This is a genomic window from Streptomyces sp. CC224B (assembly GCF_030010595.1).
Classification (GTDB): Bacteria; Actinomycetota; Actinomycetes; order Streptomycetales; family Streptomycetaceae; genus Streptomyces; species Streptomyces longispororuber.
Genome location: NZ_JASCXL010000148.1, coordinates 1 through 22,452, shown reverse-complemented (window position 1 = coordinate 22,452; position 22,452 = coordinate 1). Strand labels below are relative to the sequence as shown.

Genomic DNA, 22,452 nt, shown 5'->3' with positions numbered 1-22,452 from the left:
GGGCTCGCCAACGACATGCTGCTGTTCCTGACCCTGACGGTCGCGGCGGCCCTGCTCGGCGGCATGCTCCCGGCGCTCGCCTCCGCCGCCTTCGGCTCCCTGCTGCTCAACTACTACTTCACGCCACCCGTCCACCACGTACTGATCTCCAACTCCAGGAACATCGTCGCCCTCGTCATCTTCATCGCGGTCGCGGTGTCGGTGGCCTCCGTGGTCGACCTCGCCGCGCGCCGCACCCACCAGGCCGCCCGGCTGCGCGCCGAGTCGGAGATCCTCTCCCACCTCGCGGGCAGCGTGCTGCGCGGCGAGAACAGCCTCGGCTCCCTCCTGGAGACCGTCCGCGAGACCTTCGGCATGGAGTCGGTGGCCCTCCTGGAGCGCGAGCACGACCTCGCGCCCTGGACCTGTACGGCCGGGGTGGGCACGCGGGCGCACGTCGAGCGCCCCGAACACGCCGACGTCGACATGCCGATGGGTGCCTCGATGTCCCTGGCGCTCACCGGCCGGGTGCTGACCGCCGAGGACCGCCGCGTGCTCGGCGCGTTCGCCGCGCAGGCCGCCGTCGTCCTGGACCGCCAGCGCCTGCGCACCGAGGCCGAGCAGGCCCGCGCGCTCGCCGAGGGCAACCGCATCCGCACCGCCCTGCTCGCCGCCGTCAGCCACGACCTGCGCACCCCGCTGGCCGGGATCAAGGCATCGGTGTCCAGCCTGCGCTCCGACGACGTCGAGTGGTCCGAGGAGGACCGGGCCGCCCTCCTCGAAGCGATCGAGGAGGGCGCCGACCGGCTCGACCACCTCGTCGGCAACCTCCTGGACATGTCCCGCCTCCAGACCGACACCGTCACGCCGCTGATCCGCGAACTCGACCTGGACGAAGTGGTTCCGCTCGCCCTGGACGCCCTGGCCGTGCCCGCCGGGAACGTCGACCTCGACATCCCCGAGGACCTGCCGATGGTGGCCGCCGACAAGGGCCTCCTCGAACGGGTCGTCGCCAACGTCATAGAGAACGCCCTGAAGTACAGCCCCGCGGGCGCGACCGTCCTCGTCACCGCGAGCACCACGGCCGACCAGGTGCAACTGCGGGTGGTGGACCGCGGCCCCGGTGTCCCCGACGACGCCAAGGAGCGCATCTTCGAGCCCTTCCAGCGCCACGGCGACGCCCCGCGCGGCGCCGGGGTCGGCCTCGGCCTCGCCGTCGCCCGCGGCTTCACCGAGGCCCTCGGCGGCACCCTCACCGCCGAGGACACCCCCGGCGGCGGCCTCACCATGGTCCTCGTCCTGCCGCGCGTCCCCGACCGTCCCCACGCGCAGGCACCCTCGGACGACCGGCCGGACGGCGCACGGCTCAGCCGGACGCCGTCCCCGGGTGACGGGTGACGGGTGAAGGACGGTTCTGGGCCGCTTTGTACGGACTGATCCGGATTTGGTGAAGCGTCAGAGCGCCGTGGGAGCGCAATGTCCAGATCGGTACCGTCTACCGGTTTCGCGCACACCTGGGATATCTCTGGGACGAACGTTCTACCCGACCCCGTTCTTCCGGAGAGGAGCCCGGCCGTGGACGGATGGTACGTGGACGACCGCTGCACCAACTGCGACGTCGCCCGGCAGTACGCGCCCGAACTGATCGGTGAGGTGGACGGGAAGTCGCGGGTCCTGCGGCAGCCGCGCGACGAGGCCGAGAACCGCCGCCTGCACGCCGCGGTCTTCGCCTGCCCCACCCGCTCGATCCGGCCCGCCGCCGGGCGGGCGGACCAGGAGCTCGACCCCTTCCCGCTGGCCCTGGACGACGGCGTCCTGCTCTGCGGCCACAACGCGACGCACACCGCCGGGGCCAACTCCTATCTGCTGCGGCGGCCCTCCGGGACGCTCATGATGATCGACACCCCGCGCTGGAGCCGCGAACTGGCGCGCCGCTGGACGGCGTCCGGACCCGTCACGGACGTGCTGCTCACCCACCGCGACCACGCCGCGCACGGGCGCCGCTACGCCGACCACTTCGGCGCCCGGCTGTGGATCCACGAGGGCGACCTCGACGCCGCCCCGGACGCCGACCAGGTCATCCGGGGCCTCGACGCGCGGGAGATCGGCGAGGGCGTCACCGCCCACCCCCTGCCCGGCCACACCCGGGGCAGCGTGCTCTACCTCGCCGACGACCGGTACTGCTTCAGCGGCGACAGCTTCTACTGGTCGCGCACCACCGGCGACCTGGAGGTCGCGGAGAGCGTGACCTGGTACTCCATCGAGGTCCTCGCCGCGTCCCTGGCCAGGACCGCGGGGCGGCTGCGCTTCGAGTGGGTGCTGCCCGGCCACGGCGACCGGCGCCGCCTGCCCGCCGACGAGATGTCCCGCCGGCTGCGCGGCCTCGCGGAGCGCACGCGGACGCTCCGCCCGCGGCCCGTGGACTTCACCGCCGTGCGCTGGTGAGACGGGCGCCCCCCCCGGGCCGCCGTCCGGCCCGGGGGGGCGCCCGCTAGCCCTCGAAGCGGATGCTGTCCACGGGCACCACGTCCGCCCCCATGTTGAGCTCCATCATGCGGAAGGCGGCCTCGGCGAGGTCCTCGTGGATGTGGGCCACCGCGTCCCGCGCCACCGTCACCTTCAGGTGCCTGATGTGGGCGTCGAGAGCGGAGTACAGCACGCACTGCTCGGTGACCTGCCCGGTCAGGACGATGTGGGTGATCCCCTGCCGGGACAGCAGATAGGTCAGCGGGGTCTCGTAGAAGATCGAATGCCGGGCCTTCACGACGAACAGCGAGGTGTCGTCGGGCCGGACGGGCTCCACCAGGTCGGCGTGCGGACCCCGCAGCGCCTCCTGGAGGAGCTCGTCGTGGTGGGAGCGCCAGAGGCCGAAGTTGTCGTTGACGTAGATGACGTCGACGTCCGCGTCGCGGGCCCGCTCGATCAGCGACGTGATCGACGGCAGGGCCCTGCGCACGGAGGAGACCAGCGCGGAGGCGTCCGGGTGGTCGTACGTGTTGATCATGTCGACCACGATCAGAGCGGTGTCGGCCATGGCGGGCTCAGACGGGCTCGATGACGAAGCCGCTGCGCGGCAGCGTCGGCACCCGGCGCAGCGGGATGCGCAGATCCTGCCCGGGCACGCGGTGGTCGAGGCGGGCAAGGCGGGGGAGCAGCGTGCTCAGGACCGCCAGGGTGACGTCCTCACCGGGGCAGCGGTGCCCGCCGGAGACCTCGCCGCCGCCCTGCGGGACCAGCTCGTCGCGCCCCGGCTCCCGCCCGGTGAACCGCTCCGGGTCGAAGGTGTAGGGGTCGTTCCACAGCTCCGGGTCGTGGTTCTGGCCGTAGAGGTCGAGCAGGACCATCGTGCCCTCCGCGATGTGCTGGCCGCGCCACTCGACGTCCTGCGGCGCGAGCCCGGCGACGAACGGCGCGAACGGGTAGAAGCGGCGCACCTCGTGCGCGAACGCCCGCGCGTAGCCGTCGCGGTCCTCCGCGAGGGGCGCGCGCAGCTCCGGCTTGCGGTGCAGGGCGTGGGCGCCGAACACGGTGAACCAGGTGACGGCGACGGTGGGCCGCAGGATGTTCAGGATCTCGACGGCCGCGGTCCGGGCGTCCAGGAGCCGGCCGTCGGCGTCCCGGTGCGCCGCGACGGCCCGCAGGGCGGTGGCGGGCTCCGCGGCGTCGCTGCCGGAGGGGCCGGAGGGGCCGGAAGGGGCCGAAGGGGCCGAAGGGGCAGCGGGGTCGGTGCGGCGGATCTCCTCGATCAGGCCGGCCAGCCGTTCCTCCTGACGGGCGCGGGCCCGCCGGGCCCGCCAGTGCCGCGGCCCCGCCGTCGCGAAGCCGTCCACCATGGCCACGAGGTCCCGGGCCAGGAGCCGCACCTCGTCCTCCGGCTCCGTCGGGACGCCCGTCCAGGCGCAGACGGCCCGGGTCAGGAGCAGGCTCACCTCGTCGAACAGCGTCACCCGGGAGCCGCCGCGCCAGTCCTTGCGGGCCCGCTCCCACTCCTCGGCGACGTGCTCGGCCAGCCTGGCGACACCGGAGGCGTCCGTGAGGAGGGACACGAACAGGGCCTTGCGCCGCCGGTGCTCCTCCCCGTCGAGGGTGTGCACGGCGCCGTGGCCGAAGAGGGTGCTGAGGATCGGCTCGGGCAGGGCCGTCCGGCGGCGCACGTGCGCCTCGTCGTAGAAGAACGCGACCGCCGCCGGTCCGCGCAGGGCCACGGCGGGCTTGCCGAGCAGCCTGGTGCGGACGACCCCGCCGCCCTGCTTGCGGGTGAGGTCGGGGAGCCAGGCGTAGCCCTGGGAGAGCAGCGGCAACGTGCTGTCGAGCATTCGGTCCTCCTGGGGTCGCGGATGCGTTGCGTATGTGTGTGCGGATGTCCGCGTGCCCGGTGTGATCGTCGGTATGTCTGGTGCCCGCTGCCCTTATGTCCCGTATGCGGCCGCGTGTCATACGAGACATCCCTTATGCCCCGCTTCAGGCGTCGGCTCGTCCTCAGCGTACGCAGACCCGCCGCCTCCCGCTCGGCGTCCCGAGACCCAAGCTCTGGCTTGGGTGTGGCGACAGAATCCGAGGATTGACCTGGGGCCGGGCGGCGCTGAAGATCATTACGGGCCCAGGGCGGCAACCCGCCTCCCCGCCGCGGATCCGGACCGCGGCGGCGCGAGGCGGGTGCCGACCCGCCACCTCCTGGAAGGACGGTCCCCTTGCACACACCACGGAACAACACACCCACGGACACTCCCCGGACCACACCCACGGACGCTCTCCGGACCGCACCGCCGCACACCCCCGAGGCGGCCGACGCCCTGGCGCTGCTGCGCGCGCTCGGCGCCGGGGACATCGCCCACCCGGGCGGCACCCTCCTGACCCACCTGCGCCGCGTCCACGACCGGCTCGCCGCCTGGGGCGCCCGCGACGCGCTGCGCCTCGCGGGCCTGTGCCACGCCGCGTACGGCACGGACGGCTTCGCCACCGCCCTGCTGCCCCCGGCGCGCCGCGGCGAACTCGCCGCCGTCATCGGCGCGGAGGCCGAGGCGCTGGTCCACCGGTACGCGAGCTGCGACCGCGCCGCCACCTACCCGGCCCTCGCGGAGCCCACCGGGCCCTTCCGCGACCGCTTCACCGGCGCCACCTCCGTCCTCCCGGCCCGGGAACGCGCGGACCTCGCCGAGCTGACCGCCGCCAACGAACTGGACCTGGCCGCCGAGGACCCGGCCTTCCGCGCCGCCCACGGGGACGGTCTGCTCGCGCTGCTCACCCGGCTGCGGCCCCTGCTGAGCCCGGCCGCCCGGGAGGACGTTCAGCGCGTCCTGGCCCCCGCGCCCCCGGACCGCCCCTGGACGGTGGCCGTACTGGGCCCCGGGGGAGTGGGCGGCCTCCTCGCCGGGCTCCTGGCGCGCGCCGGACACCGCGTCGTCTGCGTGGCGGGCGAGCGTACGGTCCAGGCCCTCCGCGAGGGCCCTTTGCGCGTCGGCAGCCGCCAGTTCGGCGACTTCGCGGTACCCGTCGAGGCGGACACCGCGCTGCGGGAGCCGGCCGACCTGTGCCTGGTGACCGTCAAGCACACCGCCCTGGCCGACGCCCTGGCACGCGTCCCGGACACCATGCTCGCCACGGGCACCGTCGTCCCCCTGCTCAACGGCGTCGAGCACCCGGCCGCGCTGCGCGCCCACTTCGCCTCCAGGTGCGTGGTGCCGGGCGTCATCCGGGTCGAGTCGGCCCGCACCGCCCCCGGGGTGATCACCCACAACAGCCCCTTCACCGAGATCGACCTGGCGGGCCCGCCGGAGCGCCTGGCACCCCTGGCCGACGTGCTGCGCGCCGCGGGCACCCGGGTCCAGGTGCGGGCCGACGAGACCGCCATGCTCTGGGCCAAACTGGCGTTCCTCGCGCCGCTCGCCCTGCTCACCACCCGCCACCGCCGCACCGCGGGCGAGGTGCGCGACCGGCACCGCGCCGAGCTGGTGGCGCTGGTCGAGGAGGCCGCCGCGGTCGCCCGGGCCTGCGGTGCCGCCACCGACCCGGCCCAGGTCCTCGCCCTGTACGACAGCTTCCCGCCGGACACCCGGTCGTCGATGCAGCGCGACGCCGAGGCGGGCCGCCCGCTGGAGCTCGACGCGATCGGCGGGGCGCTGCTCCGGGCCGCCGCCCGCCACCGGATCGCCACACCGGTCGCCCGGCGCCTCGTCGAGGACCTCGGCCCCCACTGACCGCCCGCACCGGCCGCCCCCACTGACCGGCTGCCCCCACTGACCGGCTGCACCGGCTGACCGGACGGCGTACGGCACGGGTGTCCCGGCCCGTCCGCCGTGCGGCGCGAATTCTCTACGTCGGGCCGGGGAGGGTGGTGCGGGGCGCGCGGCGCGGTGGGATCCTCGTCGGCAGACAGCACGCACACCGGCTGTCAGGGGGATGCGATGCGCGGAACACGACGCGTCAGGCGGACGGGCGCCCTGTGCCTCGCGGCCGCCGCGCTGGCCACGGGAGCGGCCGGCTGCGGAGGCGGCGGCGCGGATCCGGCGAACCCCCGCGACAGCTCGGGACTCCCGGCGTCCGCGCCCACCGCCGCACCTCCCGGCGGCCCCGACGGGGACGGCCCGGACACCACCGGCGGCGCACAAGGCGGTCAGGGCGGTCAGGGCGGTCAGGGCGGCGAGGGCGGCGACGACATCCCGCCGGTCTCCGCCCCTCCGGTCGCCCCGGGCGGCGGGGACGACGGCGGGAACGGCTCCGGCGTGTACCCGAGCGGGGACACCGGCGGCGACGGCGGCGGCTTTCCCCCGACCACGGACGGCACGCCCGACCTCACCGCTCCGCCGCCGGGGGTCTGCGGCGACACCCCCGCCTCCTGTGTCCCCTCGCCTTCGCCCGCGGAGTCCGCGAGCCTCCCGCCCGCGACCGGCGACGGGTCCTGACGGCGGCGATGGCAGCGGATCCGCAGCGGCCCCGCCGCGCCGTACCCGGGGCGCCCGGAGCGCGTCTGTCCGCCCGGCGCCGTGCCCACGGCCCGGCCCGCACGCCACCGGCCCGCACGCCCCGCCCCACGCCCGGCCCGCAGCCCCCGGCCGACACCGGGGGACGCCTGGAGTACGCCAACTCCGCCCTCGGCGCGGGCTCGTTCGCGGTGGGGCTCATGCTGTACGCGGGCTACCTCTACGTCGACGCGTTCTACAGCCACTTCCACCTCGGCACGTTCGCCATCGGCTTCGACTCGCTGGAGTTCGCGCTGCGCAGCCTGCGGCTGGTCACGCTCCCCGTGTTCGCCTCCCTCGCGGTGCTCTTTCTGATCCCGCACGTCCCGGAGCTGATGGCCGTGCTCGGTGTGGGCGAACGCCGCGTCGGGACCGCCCGCGCGTGGGGCCACGCCTTCGCGCGGCTGCACCCCCTCCTCATCGCCGTCGGCGTCCTCCTCATGACGCTGTGGCAGGTCCTGCACCCCTACCACTGGGTCGCGCCCCTGTGCGTCGCCGCGGGGCTGCTCCTCGGCCAGACCTCCGCGGCGACGGCCCGCGCGCCGCGCGGGCGGCGGGCGTGGGAGCGGGCGGCGGCCCTCACGGTCGCCGGGGTGTTCCTGATGTGGGTCGTGGCCCTGGCGGCCGGGGAGCTGGGCCGCCGCGACGCGCGCCGCGCCGCGGACCACCTGGTGAACCGGGTGGCCGTCGTCGTCCTCAGCGCGGAGCGGCTGAGCCTCACCGGCCCCGGTGTCGTGGCCGAGGACCTCGGCGGGGGCCTGCACTACCGGTACCGCTACAGCGGCCTCCGGCTGCTGGTGGAGCGCGACCACCGCTACTACGTGCTGCCGGTCGGCTGGCGTGAGGGCCGGGACGCGACGTTCGTCGTCGAGGACGACGACACGGTCCGCGTGGAGCTGCGGCCCGGCGCCCGGCGCGGCACGACCTGACCCGGGCGCCCCGGTGCCCGCCGGTCAGGCGGCCCGGGGCCGCGACGCGTACAGGCGCGTGTAGTAGCGGCCCGCCGCCTCCAGGCCGGTGGGGTCGTCGCCCGCGGCCAGGACCCGGGCGACGGCGTCCCGCTGCTCCTCGGGGCCGGTGAACAGCCGCTGCGGGTAGAGGCGTTCCGGGTCCGTCGTGGTGGTCAGGCCGTGTGCGGCGAGGCACTCGGCGATGCGGTCGTAGGGGACCGTGCGCAGCACGAACGCGCTCACCCACAGCGGCAGCCGGACGTGGGCGAGGAGCGCGTCGAAGGTGCGGTGCGACACGTAGCCGACGCCGCCGGTGACGGTGAGCAGGCCGACGCGGCCGAGCGCCCGGACGAGGCCGGGACTGGGCGGCACCCGCTCCAGGTTCTCCGCGTACGCCTCGTCGAGCAGCCCCACCGCCAGGGCGTAGGCCGTGGCCTCGGCCGAGGTGTCCACGCCGACGACCCGCACCGCGTCGGCCCGGCGGCGCGCGGCGTAGAACTCCTTGTCGCGGTCGAGCAGTTCGCTCACCGTCAAGCGGCCCGCCTCCTCACCCGTGTAGTGCGCGTACAGGTCGTCGAGCGTGAGGTCGTGGTTGAGCAGCGCCGCGTTGATGCCGTACGAGCAGCACAGGTCGAGGACCGTGATCCGCTCGGCGCCGGGGCCGGGCGGAGCGCTCCGCTCCCGCTCGGCGAGCGTCCGGCGGAAGACGCCCTGGGCGTGCTGCGGTATCTCGTACGCGAAGGGCGCGAGGCGGCGGAAGTACGCCCGCGGGTCGGGCCGGTCGTAGATGTCGTCGAAGCGGGTCTTGCCCGCCATCTCGCTCATCGCCGGACCGCTGCCGTCGGGTGCCGTGCGTGCGCGCATGGGGGACCTCCGTGAGGTGAGTGCGGGAAGCGGCAGTCGAAGCTGTACCCGACGCCGTCGCCGGACCGGTAGACCGTGTGGCGGTTCCCGGCCACGCCGACTCACTAGGCTGTGCCGGTGTTCACCTCCCAGGGTCCCTCGCTGCGCGACCTGGCCGCGCAGGCACTGTCGTCCACCGAGCACGGCTACGACCTGCTGGCCCCCACGTTCGACCACACGCCGTTCCGCACCCCCGACCGCATCCTGGACGCGACCGCCGCGGCGCTGCGCCCGCTCGGCCCGTTCCCGGCCGGTCTCGACCTGTGCTGCGGCACCGGGGCCGGGGTGGAGGCGCTGCTGCCGCTGTGCCGGGAACGCGTCACGGGCGTCGACTTCAGCGCCGGGATGCTCGGCCGGGCGCGGGCCGCGGTCACCGCGCCCGGGGGGCGTCCCGCGCTCGACTGGGTGCGGGCCGACGCCCGCGCGCTGCCGTTCGCCGAGGCCTTCGACCTGGCGGTCAGCTTCGGCGCGTTCGGGCACTTCCTGCCCGCCGAGCGGCCGGGGCTCTTCGCCCAGGTGCACCGGGCGCTGCGCCCCGGCGGGCTGTTCGCCTTCCCGCTCGGCGCGCCCCCGCCCCCGACGTCGCCGTGGTACTGGGCCATGCTCGGCTTCGACGCGGCGATGCGGGTGCGCAACGCCCTGTGGCGGCCCCGCTTCGTCATGTACTACCGCACGTTCCCGCTGGCCGGGGTGCGCGCGGACCTGGAGCGCGCCGGGTTCGCGGTGGAGCTGCGGCCGCTGGAGGAGTTCGGGCGCCGCACCGACGGCAGCCCCCACTGGCGGCTCGTGGTGGCGCGCAAGGCGTGAGGCCCGCCGGGTCGGCCGGGCGGCTCGGACCCGCCGAGCGATCCGGCCCGCTCAGGCCCCACTGCTGCTGAACGCCCTCCGGTACGCCTGCGGGCTGACCCCCGCGACCCGCTTGAAGCGGTCCCGGAACGCCGTCGGCGAGCCGAAGCCGACCTGCGCGGCGATGCGCTCCACCGGGTGGGCGGTGGTCTCCAGGAGGTGCTGGGCCCGGCGGACCCGCGCCCGGTGCAGCCACTGCAGCGGTGTCGTGCCGGTCTGCTCGCGGAAGCGGCGCAGCAGCGTACGGCTGCTCAGGCCCGCGTGCGCGGCGATGTCGTCGAGCGTCAGCTCCCGGGCCGCGTTCTCCTCCAGCCAGGCCAGGAGGGGTTCCAGGGCCCGGCCGCGGGGGCTCGCCGGGGGCAGGCTGACGATGAACTGGGCCTGGCCGCCCTCGCGTTCCAGCGGCATCACGGACGCGCGCGCGGCGTCCGCGGCGACCGCCGAGCCGTAGTCGCGGCGGATCATGTGCAGACACAGGTCCATCCCGGCGGCGGCCCCCGCGGAGGTGAGGATCTGGCCGTTGTCCACGTACAGCACGTCCGGGTCGACGTCGATGTCCGGGTGCGCCGCGGCGAGTTCGCCCGCCGCGTACCAGTGCGTGGTGGCCCGCAGCCCCGCCAGCAGCCCGGCCCGCGCGAGGACGAACGTACCGACGCAGATGGAGGCGATCCGCGTGCCCGCGGCGGCCGCGGCGCGCAGCGCCCGGAGGACGTCCTCGCGCACCGGCGCCGACGGGTCGTGGACGCCCGGCACGACCACCGTGTCCGCGTCGGCGAGCGCGTCCAAGCCGTGCGGCGCCCGCAGCGAGAACGCGCCCGCGTCGACCTCGTCCGTGGCCGCGCACACCCGCACGCGGTAGCCCGCCCGCTCCCCGGGCAGCCGGGTCCGGGCGAACACGTCGATCGGCATGGCCAGATCGGAGGGGATGACATCGTCCAGTGCGAGGACGGCGACCGTGTGCATGGCGGCAACGTACGCCACCGCCGGACTTCCGCCAAGCCCGCCCACCGCTCACCGGCCGGTCGCCGCCCCGCGCCCACCAGCCCGTTCCAGGCGGGTGGCCCCTTCACCGCCCCTGGCGATATCCCGTTGAAAGCTGTCATTCCTGCCGCTGTCGGGGCGGGACCGGCCCTGGCTAGCCTCGGCGGTGCCCGAGCCCCTCGACACGGAAACGGAACCCCCGCATGCGCGTCCACGTACAGGCAGTGCTCTTCGACGGCTTCGACCCGCTGGACGTCCTCGGACCCGTGGAGATCCTGCACGCCGGCGGCCTCGCCACCGGCGGCGCGGTCACCGTCGAGCTGGTCTCGGCGGAGGGTCCGCGCCGGGTCCCCGCCGGCCTGGAGACGGTCGGCCTCACGGCCACGGCGAAGCTCGACCCCGGGTGCGCCGACGTGATCCTGCTGCCCGGCGCCGCCGGAGTGAGCGAGCAGACCGGGCCGGACGACGACAGCATCCCCTCGCGGCTCGGGCGCGCGGCGCGCACCGAACTGCCCGCGCTGCTCGGCGAGGCGCTGGCCCGCCCCGACGTGACCGTGGCCAGCGTGTGCGGCGGCTCGCTGCTCCTGGCGCTGGCCGGGCTCATCAAGGGGCGCCCCGCCACCGGGCACCACGACGCCCTGGACGCCATGGCGGGGCTCGGGGTCCGGACGGTCCGGGCGCGGGTCGTCGACGACGGCGACCTGGTCACCGCCGGCGGCGTCACGTCGGGGCTCGACCTCGGCCTGCACCTCCTGGAGCGCGCCCACGGCCCGCGGGTCGCGCACGCCGTAGAGGAGCTGTTCGCCTACGAGCGCCGGGGCGTCGTCTGGCGCGAGACCGGCGCCGAGCCCGTGCCGGTCTGACCCGGCCCCGACCCGGCCCGCCCCTGTCACCCGGGTGCCCAGCGGCCCCGTGAGTCCGAAAGCTCTGTGATGACGAAACTCTTCCTGGTCCTGCACGTCCTCGCGGCGATCGTCGCCGTGGGCCCGGTCACCGTGGCCGCCAGCATGTTCCCCAGGGTCCTGCGCGAGGCGCTGGCCGCGCCCGGCGACGCGCGCCCGGTCACGACCCTGCGGACGCTGCACCGCATCTGCCGCGTGTACGGCGGACTGGGCATCGCCGTGGTGGTGTTCGGCTTCGCCACCGCGAGCAGCATGGACGTCCTGGGCAGCGTCTGGCTGATCGTGTCGATCGCGCTGACGTTCCTGGCCGCCCTGATCCTGCTGGTTTTCCTCCTGCCCCGGCAGGAGGCGGCGCTCGCGGCCCTCACCGCCACCACCGCCGGCGGCGGCGCGGGTGCGGGTGCGGCCGAGGCCGCGGACGGCGCGGGGCGGGGGGTCGTCGTACAACCTGATGCCAGAACGAGCGTTCTACTCGGTGCGTACACAGGTGTCTTCAACGTGCTGTGGGCGACCGTCACGGTCCTGATGATCGTCAGGCCCGGCTCCACGACCGGAGCCTGATGCCGCACATACGGCACGGCTCTGGCGGGGGCCGGTGCCCGTGCCCCATGCTCGCGGGAAGACGTGCCCGCCGGGCGGACACGGCGCCGTCGGTGCCGTCCCCCGTCGCCCGGCGGGCCACCTCGTGCGGCCGGGCGCGGTCAGCCGTCCGCGGCGGGGACGCCGAGCCGGACGCGGTAGCCGCCGTCGGGCGTGGGGCCCGCGTGGAACGTGGCGTGCAGCAGTTCCGCGCGTTCGCGCAGGCCGATCAGGCCCTGGTGGGAGCCAGGCAGCGGCAGCGAGGGACGGGTCGGCGGGGTGTTGGTGACGGTCACGCCGAACTCCTCCCCGTCGTCCCAGAGGTGGACGCGGGCGCGGGCCCCCGGCGCGTGCTTGCGTACGTTCGTCAGGGCTTCCTGGACGGTGCGGTAGACGGTGCGCTGGGCGGGGGTCGCGATGTCCTCGGGCAGCGCGCCGGTCAGCTCCGCGTCGATGCCGCTGGAGGCGACCAGGGCCTTCAGGTCGGCGAGCGTGGGCTGCGGGGTGAGCTCGGTGGCCCGGCCGCCGGAGGCGCGCAGCAGGGAGACCATGTGGCGCAGCTCGTCGAGCGTGCTGACGCTCAGCGAGCGGATGGTGCGGGCCGCCTCCCGCGAGTCCGCGTCCTTGGCCGCCACCTGCCAGGCGCCGGCCCGCACCGCGATCAGCGACACCTGGTGCGAGACGACGTCGTGCATCTCGCGGGCGAGCTGCGCGCGCTCCTCGGCGAGCACGGCCTGGGCGTGCAGCGTGCGTTCGTGCTCGCGCGCCTCCTCGATCTCGGCGAGGCGGCGCGACAGGTCACGGCGGGCCTGCGTGAGCTGGCCGAGCAGCACCGGCGCGGCCGCCGTCCCCAGCGTGTACACGAAGTAGATCGCCGTCCAGGTCCGGTCCTCGGAGGCGAGGTCGGTCACCGGCCACGGGCTGGCCATGGCGGCCGCCGCGAGGACCGCGCACACCGCGAGGAGCCGGCGGTCGCGGCTCCGGTCGGCCAGCGTGAACAGGGCGGTGAGCGGCGCCACCAGGATCTCCAGCGTCAGCGCCGCCGGGAGCGTCAGCAGGAACACCGCGAGCGGGAGGCGGCGCCGGGCCACGAGCGCGGCACAGGCGACCACCGCGCAGGCGAGGACGCCCGCGCCGCCGTCGTACAGATTGAGGCAGATGTCGACCGCCGCGCACACCACGACGAGGACGTCCGCGATCCGGGGCAGGACCCGCCGCAACCGCTCCCGCCCCGACACGCCCCCCGCACCGGCCACCACGGTCACGCCATCCGGCACCCCGCCCCTACGCAACGCCCCGTCCTGCACCGCGTCACCGTCTGGCGTCCCGTCCCGGTCCGGGTCCGGCGCCCCGTCCTCCGTCGCGTCGCCGTCTGGCGTCCCGTCCCCGCCCGGGTCCGGCGCCCAGTCCTGCGTGGCATCGTCGTCTGGCGTCCCGTCCCGGTCCCGGTCCGGCGTCCCGTCCCTGCCCAGCGCCCCGCGCGGCGTCCTGCCGCCGTCCGGCGTCCCGCGCCAGTTCCTGTCCGGCGTCTCGGCGCCGTCCGGCGCCCCGTCTCCGTCCCGGTCCGGCATCCCGTGTCTGTCCGGCGTCCCGTCTCCGCCCCCGCCCGGCGGAAGCGCCGCCCCACGCGGCAGGTCCGCGTCCGCGCTGTCCGCCTCGGCGCCCTGCGCCGGGGCCGAGCCCGCCTCCGCGCCGCAGGCGTCCGCGCCGCCCGGCTCCGGACCGTCCGTGCCCCGCCTCACCGCGCCTCCCGCGCCGCGGGCCCGCCGGGTCGGGGTGCCCCGCCACCGGACGCCGCGCCGCCGGGCGCCCCGCCCAGCAGCCCCGCGCGTTCGGCGAGGAGCGCGGCCTGGACCCGGCTGGTGACGCGGAGCTTGGTGAGGATGGCGCTCACGTGGTCCTTGACGGTGCCCGCGCTGAGGTGCAGGCGGACGCCGATGTCGGCGTTGGTCAGGCCCTCGGCGACGAGGACGAGGACGTCGCGCTCGCGGCCGGTGAGGCGGGCCACGCGCGCCCGGTCCGCGCCGTCCGCGCCGCCGCCGGGGCCGGGGTGCGCGCGCAGCATGGAGCGGGACGCCTTGGGGGACATCACGACGCCGCCCGCTGCCAGGGTCCGCACGAGCTGCGCGAGCTGGTCCGGCTCGGTGTCCTTCAGCAGGAACCCGGCCGCGCCGGACCGCAGCGCGGTCACGATGTACTCGTCGGTGTCGAAGGTGGTCAGCATTCCCACGACCGGTGCCCCCGGCAGCGACCGCAGCTCCCGCAGCACGGTGAGGCCGTCGACGTCCGGCATCCGGATGTCGAGCAGGACGACGTCCGGCTGCTCGCGCCGCACCGTCTCCACGGCGTCGGCCCCGGCGGCGGTCGCGACGACGCGCAGGTCCTCGGCCGCGTTGAGGATGAGCTCGAAGCCGGACCGCACCAGCGCCTCGTCGTCCACCACTACTACCCGGATCACGCCTGTCCCGCCTCGCCGTCGCCGTCCCGCGGCGCTCGTGCCCGCGAGGGGGACCCGCCCCGCCGTGCTGCCGCCGCGGGAGCGCCCCGCCGCGCGGCGCCCCAAGCCGCGGGCGGTGACCGGCGGCGCGGCGCTCCCGCCCGCGGAGCCGGTCGTCCCCGCCCGCACTCTAGGCGGCGTCGCCCGCCGCGCGCCGGGGCGGCCCCGGCCGGCCGCCACCCGGCGTGGCCGTTCCAGCCGTTCGGGGGGCGCGGGCGCCCTGACGGCAGGGCGGCCCCGGACGACTGCCGGATACGCCGCACGGCGCCCGCCGCCGAGGCTGACCGGCATGACAGAGCACGCAGTGGCCGCGGCCTCCGCGGGAGCCCCGGTCACGGCGCCGACGCCGCCCGCACCCCCGTCCGTGAAACCACCGCCCGCAATGGCACCCCCCGCACAGCAGTCCGCGCAGCCGCCCGCGCAGGCACCCCCCACCGGCCGCCTCATAGGCGTCGACCTCGCCCGCGGCCTCGCCGTCTTCGGCATGTACGCGGCCCACGTGGGCCCCGACCCGGCGACAACGGGCGGCGCCCGCGGGTTCCTCATGGAGCTGGCGCACGGCCGGTCGTCGGCGCTGTTCGCGTTCCTCGCGGGCTTCTCGGTCGTCCTCATGACCGGCCGGACGCCCCGCAGGGGCCGCGCCGGACGCCGGGCCGTCGCGAAGGTCGTCGTCCGCGCCGTCGTCCTGCTCGCGCTCGGCACCGCGCTCACCATGACCGGCACGCCCGTCGAGGTGATCCTCGCCTTCTACGGCCCGTACTTCCTGCTGGTCCTGCCGCTGTACCGGCTCTCGGCGCGCACCCTCGCCGAGATCGCCGCGGCCGCCGCCCTCGTCCTGCCGCAACTGCTGTTCCTGATCGTCCGCGCGGTGTACGAGGACGGCGCCCTCGGCGGCGGCTCGACCGGCCCCGGCGCCTGGCCGCGTACGGCGGACGGCCTGGTGTCGCTCCTCTTCACCGGCTCCTACCCGGCGCTGTCCTGGCTGCCCTTCGTCGTGGCGGGCATGGCGGTGGCGCGCCTGGACGTGACGGCCACCGCCGTCCGCGTCCGCCTCGCGCTGACCGGCGCGGGCCTGGCCGTCCTCGGGTACGGCGGCTCCTGGCTGGCGCTGCACCACCTGCCCGGCGTCGCCCGGGCCCTCGACGGCGCGGGCTTGGCGCACGGCACCCGTACGGCCTGGTGGTCGGACGTCGCGGGCTGGCCCGAGGAGGACACCTGGGGCTGGCTGTTCGTCGCCGCGCCGCACAGCGAGACGACCCTGTCCGTCGTGGCGAACACGGGCGTGGCCCTGGCCGTGCTGGCCGGCTGCCTCCTGGCCGTCGACGCGCTGCCCCGGCTGCGCCGCGCGGCCGGACCCGTCATCGCCGTGGGTTCCATGTCCCTGTCCGCGTACGTGCTGCACATCCTGGCCATTCGCCTCCTCGGCCTGGAGGAGCTGCCGGGGCCGTCGCTGAGCGTGCTGCTCGGTTTCGTCGCGGGCGTGACCGCGTTCGCGGCGCTGTGGTCGCGGTTCTTCCGGCGCGGCCCGCTGGAGTGGCTCCTGTGGCGTGCGACCCACGTCGCGGACCGCGTCCCCTGACCCACCCCGCGACCCCCGCCGATCGGCGGGGGTACCTCCCGCCGAACGGCGCCGCTGATCCGACCCCGGCGGGATGCCTCCGGCCCCGCCCACCGTGGAGGGTTTACTGACCACGGACATCTCGGGGCAAGAGTCCATCTACAGCATCTAGCGCATCACAAGCACCACGACACACCGAATACCCCGGCCGCGGCGCCGAACACTCCGGCCCGCGCGGGGCGTCGACGAAACCGAAGGGCCACGGGACAGCCTCCCTCATGAAGATCACCTTCCTGCTCTACAACGCGTACGGCATCGGCGGCACCATCCGCGCGACGGCGAACCTCGCCACCGCGCTCGCCGGGCGCCACGAGGTCGAGATCGTCTCGTACTACCGCACCGCCGACCGCCCGAGCCTGCCCTTCGGCCCCGGTGTCACCCTCCGCTCCCTCGTCGACCTGCGCCGCGGCTCCCGGCAGTACGACGGCGACGACCCCGCCCAGGCGCGGCTCGGCACCGTGTGCCGCCACGACCACCCGTACAAGAGCGCGACCCCGCCCAGCGCGCTCGGCGAGGCGCGGCTCGCCGAGTACCTGCGCCGCACCGACGCCGACGTGGTGGTCGCGACCCGGCCCTACCTGGTGTGCTTCCTCGCCGAGCACGGCCGCGCCGACCACCTGCGCATCGGCCAGGAACACGTCACGCACGACTTCCACAACCCGCGGCTGCGCCGCGACCAGGACGCCGCCCTCGGCCGCCTGGACGCGTTCGTGACCGTCTCGCACGGCGACGAGCGCGCCTACCGCGAGGCGCTGCCCGACGTCGCCACCCGCCTCACCCACATCCCCAACTGCTGCCCCGCGCCCGAGACGGAGCCCTCCTCCGGCGACACCCGGACCGTCGTCGCGGCGGGCCGCCTCGTCCCGGTCAAGCGGTACGACCGCCTGATCGGCGCGTTCGCCAAGGTCGCCGCCGAGCACCCGGACTGGACCCTGCGGATCTACGGGCGCGGCCGCGAGAAGGAGAAGCTGCGCCGCCGCGTGCGCGAGCTCGGCCTGCACGACCACGTGTTCCTGATGGACCCGCACTCGCCCATCGACACCGAGTGGGCCAAGGGCGCCATCGCGGCCGTCTCCAGCTCCACCGAGTCGTTCGGCATGACGATCGTGGAGGCCATGCGCCTGGGCGTGCCGGTGGTGAGCACCGACTGCGACTACGGGCCGCGCGAGATCATCACGCACGGCGAGGACGGGCTGCTCGTCCCGGTGGGCGGCCCGGACGCCGCCGTCGAGGAGGGCATCGCCGACGCCCTGTGCCGCCTCATCGAGAACGACGCCGAACGCCTCCGCATGGCCCGGGCCGCGATCCGCTCCACGCGCCGCTTCCTGCCCGAGCACATGGCCGCCCAGTACGAGGCGCTGATCGACGACCTCCGCCCGGGCACGGCGGCGCCCAGCCGGTCCCGGCCCCGGTCGGTGGCCCCCGCCCGCACGCCCCGGCAGCGCGCGGGCGCCCTCGCCGAGCGCCTGGGCGTGGCCGCCCTGCTCGGCAAGGGCCTGCCGCCCGTCCCCGTCGGCTGCCGCGTGGCCCCGGACGGCTCCCTGTACTTCCGCGTGCCGACGGCGGACCTGCCGCGCGGCGACTGGCAGCTCCTGCTCAAGCCGCGCGCCGGCACCGAGGACACCGAGGTGCGGCTGCCCTTCGAGGTCACCGGCTCCACCGGTCCCGAGGTCGAGCTGCTGCTGCACCGCAGCGGCCGCCCCATGGCCGAGGGGTACTGGAACGTCCACCTGCGGCACGGGCGCGACAAGGGCCGCGTCCGGCGGGCCCCGGCCGGCCTGGTGGAGACCGGGCGCCTGCTCGCGCCCACCGTGCCGCCGCACCCCTCCGGCGCGGGCTTCGCCACCGCGGTGCCGTACCGCACCCAGGACGGCAACCTCTCCCTGCGCACCTGGAGCAGGGCGGGCCACGCCGAGCTGGAGTTCCTCGCCGTCGGCGAGGAGGCCGTCACGCTGACCGGCACCCTGCACGGCGACGTGACGCGCGGCCACCACTACCGCCTCACGGCACGCCTGCGCGGCGGCGAGACCGCCTTCGAGGCCCGCTGCCGGGTCGACGAGGCGGGCTGTTTCACCGCCGAGATCCCGCTGGCCGACGCGGCACGGCACGCGGGCGGCCGCTCCACCTGGGACCTGCGCCTGGAGCCGTACGACGAGCAGGGCGAGACGGTCCGGATCGCGCGGTTGCGCGGCGACATCGTGGACCGGCGCCGCACCGACGCCTTCCCCGTCGCCCGGCACGCCACCGCCGACGGCGTGGTGGAGCTGCGCCCCTGCCTGACGGCCGGCCACAACCTCGCGCTGAAGGCGGTGACCGTGGCGCCGGCGCTCGAACCGGCCGTATGATGCGCGGCGTACCGCATCGCATGGCGGCTTCCACGACCACGAGCCCGACCGGCTCCGCACAGTGAGGCCCGCCATGCCCGCAGCGAAGGTACGCCCCTTCCACCGTGACGACCGCGACCAGCTCACCGAGCTGGTGAACGCCCACGTGGCCGCCGTCGTGCCCGGCGTCTCCGTCTCCGTGAACACCGTCCTCGGCGAACTGGCGCGCCGACCCGACGAGTTCATCGTCGACCCCTGGGTGGCCGAGCGCACGACGCTCGTCGCCGAGCAGCGGTCGTCCGTCGTGGCCGCCGCGCACCTGCTGCGCTACCGCGACGGCGCCGACGTCGGCCCTGACTACCGGGGCGCGGGTTTCGTCGAGTGGTTCGTCGCGCACCCGGCCGCGCCCTTCCGGCCGGACACGGACGAGGCCGCCGACCTGCTCATGGGCGCCTGCCTCGCGCAACTGGGCCGCTGGGGCGCGCGCGTGCGCGAGGCCGACGGCGCCCTGCCCGCGCCCGCCGTGTACGGCCTGCCCCGGGCCTGGCCGCACGTCCGCGCGGTCTACGAACGCGCCGGGTTCCGGCACGAGGGCCACACGGAGGTCGTCCTCCTCGCCGCCGTGGCCGACCTGCCGGTGCCCGAGGCCCCGCACCCGGGGCTGACCGCCGTGCGTACGCTCGGCGGGTGCGGCACCCGCTTCACGGCCCGCCTGGACGGGCGCGACCTCGGGTTCATCGAGGTCGACACCTCCCTCGGCCGGCCCGAGCGGCAGGCCCGCAACGGCTCGCTGGCGGACATCGGCGCCTTCTCCACCGCACCCGGCCACGGCGTCGACGGCCTGGACGCCTGGCTCCTGGGCCGGGCCGCCCGGTGGCTGCGGCTCGCCGGGGCCGACCGGCTGCTCACCTACGAGAGGGCGGAGGACACGGCCGCCCTGGCGCGGGCGGAGCGGCTGGGCTTCACCGAACTGGTGCGCACGGACCGGGGCTGGCGCCACCGGGGCGCGGCCGGGCGTCCCTGATTCAGCCGGGCGGCTCCGGGGCACCCGTGTCCGAGTCGGAACGGACAGACGTACGGGTCGTTCCGGTGGTGTCCGCGTCCCATCCGGCGCAGGGTGGGACGGGACGGACCACGGCGACCCGCCGAGCGGGAGCCGCCGGAGCCCGTACCGGCCTGTCCTGACCTCGTACGGAAGGAACGCCATGACGCACCGCCCCGACCACCGGCACCAGGACGAGAAGCCCGCGGACACGGCCGCGGATGAGGTCTTCGAGGAGGCCGAGGACGCGGCCACCCGCCACCTCGGGGACGACCGCGACGCCGAGAGGGACAGCGAGGCCGCGGACACGCTCACCCCCAGCGTCGGCGCGCAGGAGGACGCCCGGCGCGGTCGCAGCGGCGGAAAGGCGTAGCACCATGGCGCGCGCAGCGCTCTTCGACGTCGACGGGACCCTCGCCGACACCAACCACCTGCACGTGGTCGCCTGGTGGGAGGCCTTTCGGCAGGCGGGCGAGCAGGTCGCCACGCACGACATCCACCGGGCCATCGGGCTCGGCTCCGGCGACCTCGTCGCCCGCCTGCTCGGCGACGGCCGTGACCGCGACCGCGACGAGGAGCTCAGCTCCGCGCACGCCACGCTGTACGGCACGTACTTCGACCGGCTCGCCCCGCTGGAGGGCGCCCGCGACCTCCTGTACGCCCTCGCCGAGCGCGACTGGCGCATCGTCCTCGCGACCTCGGCGGGCGGCGGCGAACTGTCGGCGCTGCGCCGCGCCATCGACGCCGACGACGTGATCGCCGGGATCGCGAGCGCCGACGACGTCTCCGCGGGCAAGCCCGCGCCCGACCCCGTCCACCACGCCCTGGAGATCGCCGGGTGCGGCCCGGACGAGGCGGTGTTCGTCGGCGACACCGTGTGGGACATGCGGGCGGCGCGCCGGGCCGGGGTGCGTGCCGTCGGGCTGCTCTGCGGCGGCATCCCCCGGCACGACCTGGAGGAGGCCGGGGCCGCGGCCGTGTACGGCACCCCCGCCGACCTCCTGAAGGACATCGACAGCGGGGTCCTCACCGGCGACCGGTGAGCGGGTCCCGGGCTGCCGGGCCTCCGGGCCTCCGGGCCTCCGGGCCCACGAGCTTCCGGGCCCACGGGCTTCCGGCGCCCGGGCCTCCGCGTCCCCGGGCCTCAGCCGAACTGCACCGAGCGCTTGGACAGGCCGAGCCAGGTGCCCTCGATGACGCTGCGCGCGGTGCGCAGGTCGTCCGCCGCCGTGCCGAGCGTGACCGCGAGCGGGACGAAGTGCTCCTCGCGGGGGTGGGCGAGGCGGGCGCCCGGCGCCTTGTGCGCGAAGTCCAGGAGGGCGTCCACGTCCGCGGCGGCCAGGGCGCGCTCGCCCCACTCGTCGAACTCGGCGAGGACGGCCGGGACCTGGTTGCCGGGGTTGATGGCCCGCAGGTTGTGGGTGAAGTGCCCGCTGCCGACGATCAGGACGCCCTCGTCGCGCAGCGGGGCCAGCTTGCGGCCGATGTTCATCAGCCGCCGCGGCTCCAGCGTCGGCAGGGACATCTGCAGCACCGGCACGTCGGCGTCCGGGTACATCTCGCGCAGCGGTACGTACGCCCCGTGGTCCAGGCCGCGCTCGGGCAGGTCCTGCACTGGCGTGCCGGGGCCGCGCAGGAGCTTGCGCACCTTCTCGGCGAGGGCGGGGGCGCCCGGGGCGGCGTACCGCACGCCGTAGTAGTGCTCGGGAAAGCCCCAGAAGTCGTAGATCAACGGCACGGTGGTGGTGGCGCCGAGGGCGAGCGGGGCCTCCTCCCAGTGCGCGGAGACCATCAGGACGGCCGTCGGCCGGGGCAGTTCGGCGCCCCAGCGGGCCAGCTCGCCCGGCCAGACGGCGTCCTCGGCGAGGGTGGGGGCGCCGTGGCTCAGGAAGAGGGACGGCATGCGCTCCGGGGCTGCGCTGGTCATGGTCGGCTCCTTCGGTACGGACGGCCTTCGGTGAAGTTCAAATTTGAACCACGCCTCACCGTACTGGGTTGTTCGAATTTGAACAACAGGGCGTAGGCTGGGCCCATGCCCGAGACGCACTGGCTCAACGACGACGAGATGGCCGCCTGGCAGGCCTTCCTGACCGCCGGGGCGCTGCTCAACCGGCGTGTCGAGGAGCAGCTCAAGGACGAGTCCGGCCTGTCCCACCTCCAGTACGAGGTACTGGTGCGGCTCTCCGCCGCCGAGGGCGGGCGGCTGCGCATGACCGAGCTCGCCGCCGTGGTCGTCACCAGCAAGAGCGGCCTCACGTACCAGGTCACGCAGTTGGAGAAGGCGGGCCTGGTGCGCCGCAGCTCCTGCCGCGACGACGTGCGCGGGGTCTACGCCGTCCTCACGGACGAGGGCCGCCGGCGCCTGGAGGCCGCCGCCCCCGGCCACGTCGGCGTGGTCCGCGCCCACCTCGTCGACGTCCTCACGCCCGAGCAACTCGCCGCGGTCAAGGAGGGGCTCGGGGAGGTGGCCCGGCGGCTGGGCGGGTGAGGGCGCGCACCCCCCGTCCGGGGGTGCGCGGGCCGGACGGGTGGCGCGCGGGCCGGACGGGGGGCGTGCGCGGGCCGGACCGGTGAGGGTGCGCGGGCCGAACGGGTGAGGGCGTCCGGGCCGGACGGATGAGGGTGCCGGGACCGGAGGGGCGGGGATGCCGGAACCGGAGGGGTGACGATGCCGGGACCGGACGGGCGGGGGTGTCGAGGCCGGAGGGGTGAGGGTGCCGGGACCGGAGGGGTGAAGGTGCCGGGACCGGACGGGCGGGGATGCCGGGACCGGACGGGCGGGGGTGCCGGGGGTGGTCGTGCGGGGCGCACGGCGTTCGGTGCGCGGTGTCCGGACCCCCGAGCCAGGCCTCCAGCGCGGGCCGGTGCGCGG

At 75.9% G+C, this 22,452-nt stretch carries 21 protein-coding genes and 1 pseudogene; 15 read left to right on the top strand and 7 right to left on the bottom strand.

Annotated elements, in window-relative coordinates; genetic code table 11:
* Positions 1-1,377 (top strand): ATP-binding protein (locus tag QK440_RS36940; RefSeq protein WP_282797646.1); only part of this gene is annotated, 1,377 nt, incomplete at its 5' end.
* Between the two features lie 177 nt (positions 1,378-1,554).
* Positions 1,555-2,424: a ferredoxin gene (locus QK440_RS36935; protein ID WP_282797645.1), complete on the top strand. Its 870-nt coding sequence runs from the start codon at positions 1,555-1,557 to the stop codon at positions 2,422-2,424.
* Between the two features lie 46 nt (positions 2,425-2,470).
* On the opposite strand, the gene QK440_RS36930 is transcribed toward QK440_RS36935, so the two are convergent.
* Both QK440_RS36930 and QK440_RS36925 read right to left on the bottom strand, forming a co-directional pair.
* Complete coding sequence (locus QK440_RS36930) at positions 2,471-3,013, bottom strand: isochorismatase family cysteine hydrolase (RefSeq protein WP_282797644.1); 543 nt, start codon at positions 3,011-3,013, stop codon at positions 2,471-2,473.
* Between the two features lie 7 nt (positions 3,014-3,020).
* Complete coding sequence (locus QK440_RS36925) at positions 3,021-4,295, bottom strand: cytochrome P450 (RefSeq protein WP_282797643.1); 1,275 nt, start codon at positions 4,293-4,295, stop codon at positions 3,021-3,023.
* Between the two features lie 477 nt (positions 4,296-4,772).
* Between QK440_RS36925 and QK440_RS36920 the strand changes: the two are divergent.
* The 4 genes and pseudogenes from QK440_RS36920 to QK440_RS36905 form a co-directional block, all read left to right on the top strand.
* Positions 4,773-5,282 (top strand): annotated as a pseudogene (locus tag QK440_RS36920) (DUF6817 domain-containing protein); the annotation flags it as partial.
* Positions 5,277-6,176: a 2-dehydropantoate 2-reductase gene (locus tag QK440_RS36915; RefSeq protein WP_282797649.1), complete on the top strand. Its 900-nt coding sequence runs from the start codon at positions 5,277-5,279 to the stop codon at positions 6,174-6,176. The pseudogene QK440_RS36920 and the gene QK440_RS36915, both read left to right, overlap by 6 nt.
* 207 nt (positions 6,177-6,383) lie before the next feature.
* Positions 6,384-6,881 (top strand): hypothetical protein, encoded by a 498-nt coding sequence (locus tag QK440_RS36910; RefSeq protein ID WP_282797642.1) that lies wholly within the window; start codon positions 6,384-6,386, stop codon positions 6,879-6,881.
* Positions 6,882-6,889: 8 nt separating this feature from the next.
* Positions 6,890-7,867: a hypothetical protein gene (locus QK440_RS36905; protein ID WP_282797641.1), complete on the top strand. Its 978-nt coding sequence runs from the start codon at positions 6,890-6,892 to the stop codon at positions 7,865-7,867.
* Positions 7,868-7,891: 24 nt separating this feature from the next.
* On the opposite strand, the gene QK440_RS36900 is transcribed toward QK440_RS36905, so the two are convergent.
* Positions 7,892-8,752 (bottom strand): hypothetical protein, encoded by an 861-nt coding sequence (locus tag QK440_RS36900; RefSeq protein ID WP_282797640.1) that lies wholly within the window; start codon positions 8,750-8,752, stop codon positions 7,892-7,894.
* A 117-nt stretch (positions 8,753-8,869) separates the two neighbouring features.
* Between QK440_RS36900 and QK440_RS36895 the strand changes: the two genes are divergently transcribed.
* Complete coding sequence (locus QK440_RS36895) at positions 8,870-9,598, top strand: class I SAM-dependent methyltransferase (RefSeq protein ID WP_282797639.1); 729 nt, start codon at positions 8,870-8,872, stop codon at positions 9,596-9,598.
* Positions 9,599-9,649: 51 nt separating this feature from the next.
* Here the strand turns inward: QK440_RS36895 and QK440_RS36890 are convergent, their stop codons facing one another.
* Complete coding sequence (locus tag QK440_RS36890; protein ID WP_282797638.1) at positions 9,650-10,600, bottom strand: helix-turn-helix domain-containing protein; 951 nt, start codon at positions 10,598-10,600, stop codon at positions 9,650-9,652.
* Positions 10,601-10,821: 221 nt separating this feature from the next.
* On the opposite strand from QK440_RS36890, the gene QK440_RS36885 reads away from it, so the two are divergent.
* Both QK440_RS36885 and QK440_RS36880 read left to right on the top strand, forming a co-directional pair.
* Entirely contained in the window at positions 10,822-11,481 is a 660-nt protein-coding gene (locus QK440_RS36885) for a DJ-1/PfpI family protein (RefSeq protein ID WP_282797637.1), read from the top strand.
* 69 nt (positions 11,482-11,550) lie between these two features.
* Positions 11,551-12,081 carry a hypothetical protein gene (locus QK440_RS36880; protein WP_282797636.1) on the top strand — a complete coding sequence of 177 codons (531 nt, stop codon included), beginning with the start codon at positions 11,551-11,553 and terminating at the stop codon, positions 12,079-12,081.
* A gap of 140 nt (positions 12,082-12,221) precedes the next feature.
* On the opposite strand, the gene QK440_RS36875 is transcribed toward QK440_RS36880, so the two are convergent.
* Together QK440_RS36875 and QK440_RS36870 are read right to left on the bottom strand one after the other, a co-directional pair.
* Entirely contained in the window at positions 12,222-13,307 is a 1,086-nt protein-coding gene (locus QK440_RS36875) for a sensor histidine kinase (RefSeq protein WP_282797648.1), read from the bottom strand.
* Between the two features lie 530 nt (positions 13,308-13,837).
* Positions 13,838-14,557: a response regulator transcription factor gene (locus tag QK440_RS36870; RefSeq protein ID WP_282797635.1), complete on the bottom strand. Its 720-nt coding sequence runs from the start codon at positions 14,555-14,557 to the stop codon at positions 13,838-13,840.
* 421 nt (positions 14,558-14,978) lie between these two features.
* Between QK440_RS36870 and QK440_RS36865 the strand changes: the two genes are divergently transcribed.
* The 5 genes from QK440_RS36865 (at position 14,979) to QK440_RS36845 (ending at position 20,623) form a co-directional block, all read left to right on the top strand.
* Complete coding sequence (locus tag QK440_RS36865; protein ID WP_282797647.1) at positions 14,979-16,175, top strand: DUF418 domain-containing protein; 1,197 nt, start codon at positions 14,979-14,981, stop codon at positions 16,173-16,175.
* A 257-nt stretch (positions 16,176-16,432) separates the two neighbouring features.
* A complete protein-coding gene (locus tag QK440_RS36860; protein ID WP_282797634.1) occupies positions 16,433-18,559 on the top strand; it encodes a glycosyltransferase family 4 protein in 2,127 nt (708 codons plus the stop codon).
* 73 nt (positions 18,560-18,632) lie between these two features.
* The gene (locus QK440_RS36855; RefSeq protein WP_282797633.1) at positions 18,633-19,562 is read left to right on the top strand and encodes an N-acetyltransferase; all 930 of its coding nucleotides are present in this window, start codon (positions 18,633-18,635) and stop codon (positions 19,560-19,562) included.
* A 181-nt stretch (positions 19,563-19,743) separates the two neighbouring features.
* On the top strand, positions 19,744-19,953 hold the full coding sequence (locus QK440_RS36850) for a hypothetical protein (RefSeq protein ID WP_282797632.1): 210 nt from the start codon (positions 19,744-19,746) through the stop codon (positions 19,951-19,953).
* A gap of 4 nt (positions 19,954-19,957) precedes the next feature.
* Positions 19,958-20,623 carry an HAD family hydrolase gene (locus QK440_RS36845; RefSeq protein WP_282797631.1) on the top strand — a complete coding sequence of 222 codons (666 nt, stop codon included), beginning with the start codon at positions 19,958-19,960 and terminating at the stop codon, positions 20,621-20,623.
* Between the two features lie 101 nt (positions 20,624-20,724).
* On the opposite strand, the gene QK440_RS36840 is transcribed toward QK440_RS36845, so the two are convergent.
* Positions 20,725-21,507, bottom strand: coding sequence for a class III extradiol ring-cleavage dioxygenase (locus QK440_RS36840; RefSeq protein ID WP_282797630.1), 783 nt, complete (start codon positions 21,505-21,507; stop codon positions 20,725-20,727).
* A 105-nt stretch (positions 21,508-21,612) separates the two neighbouring features.
* Between QK440_RS36840 and QK440_RS36835 the strand changes: the two genes are divergently transcribed.
* Positions 21,613-22,068, top strand: coding sequence for a MarR family transcriptional regulator (locus QK440_RS36835; protein WP_282797629.1), 456 nt, complete (start codon positions 21,613-21,615; stop codon positions 22,066-22,068).
* The last annotated feature ends 384 nt before the right edge of the window (positions 22,069-22,452 follow it).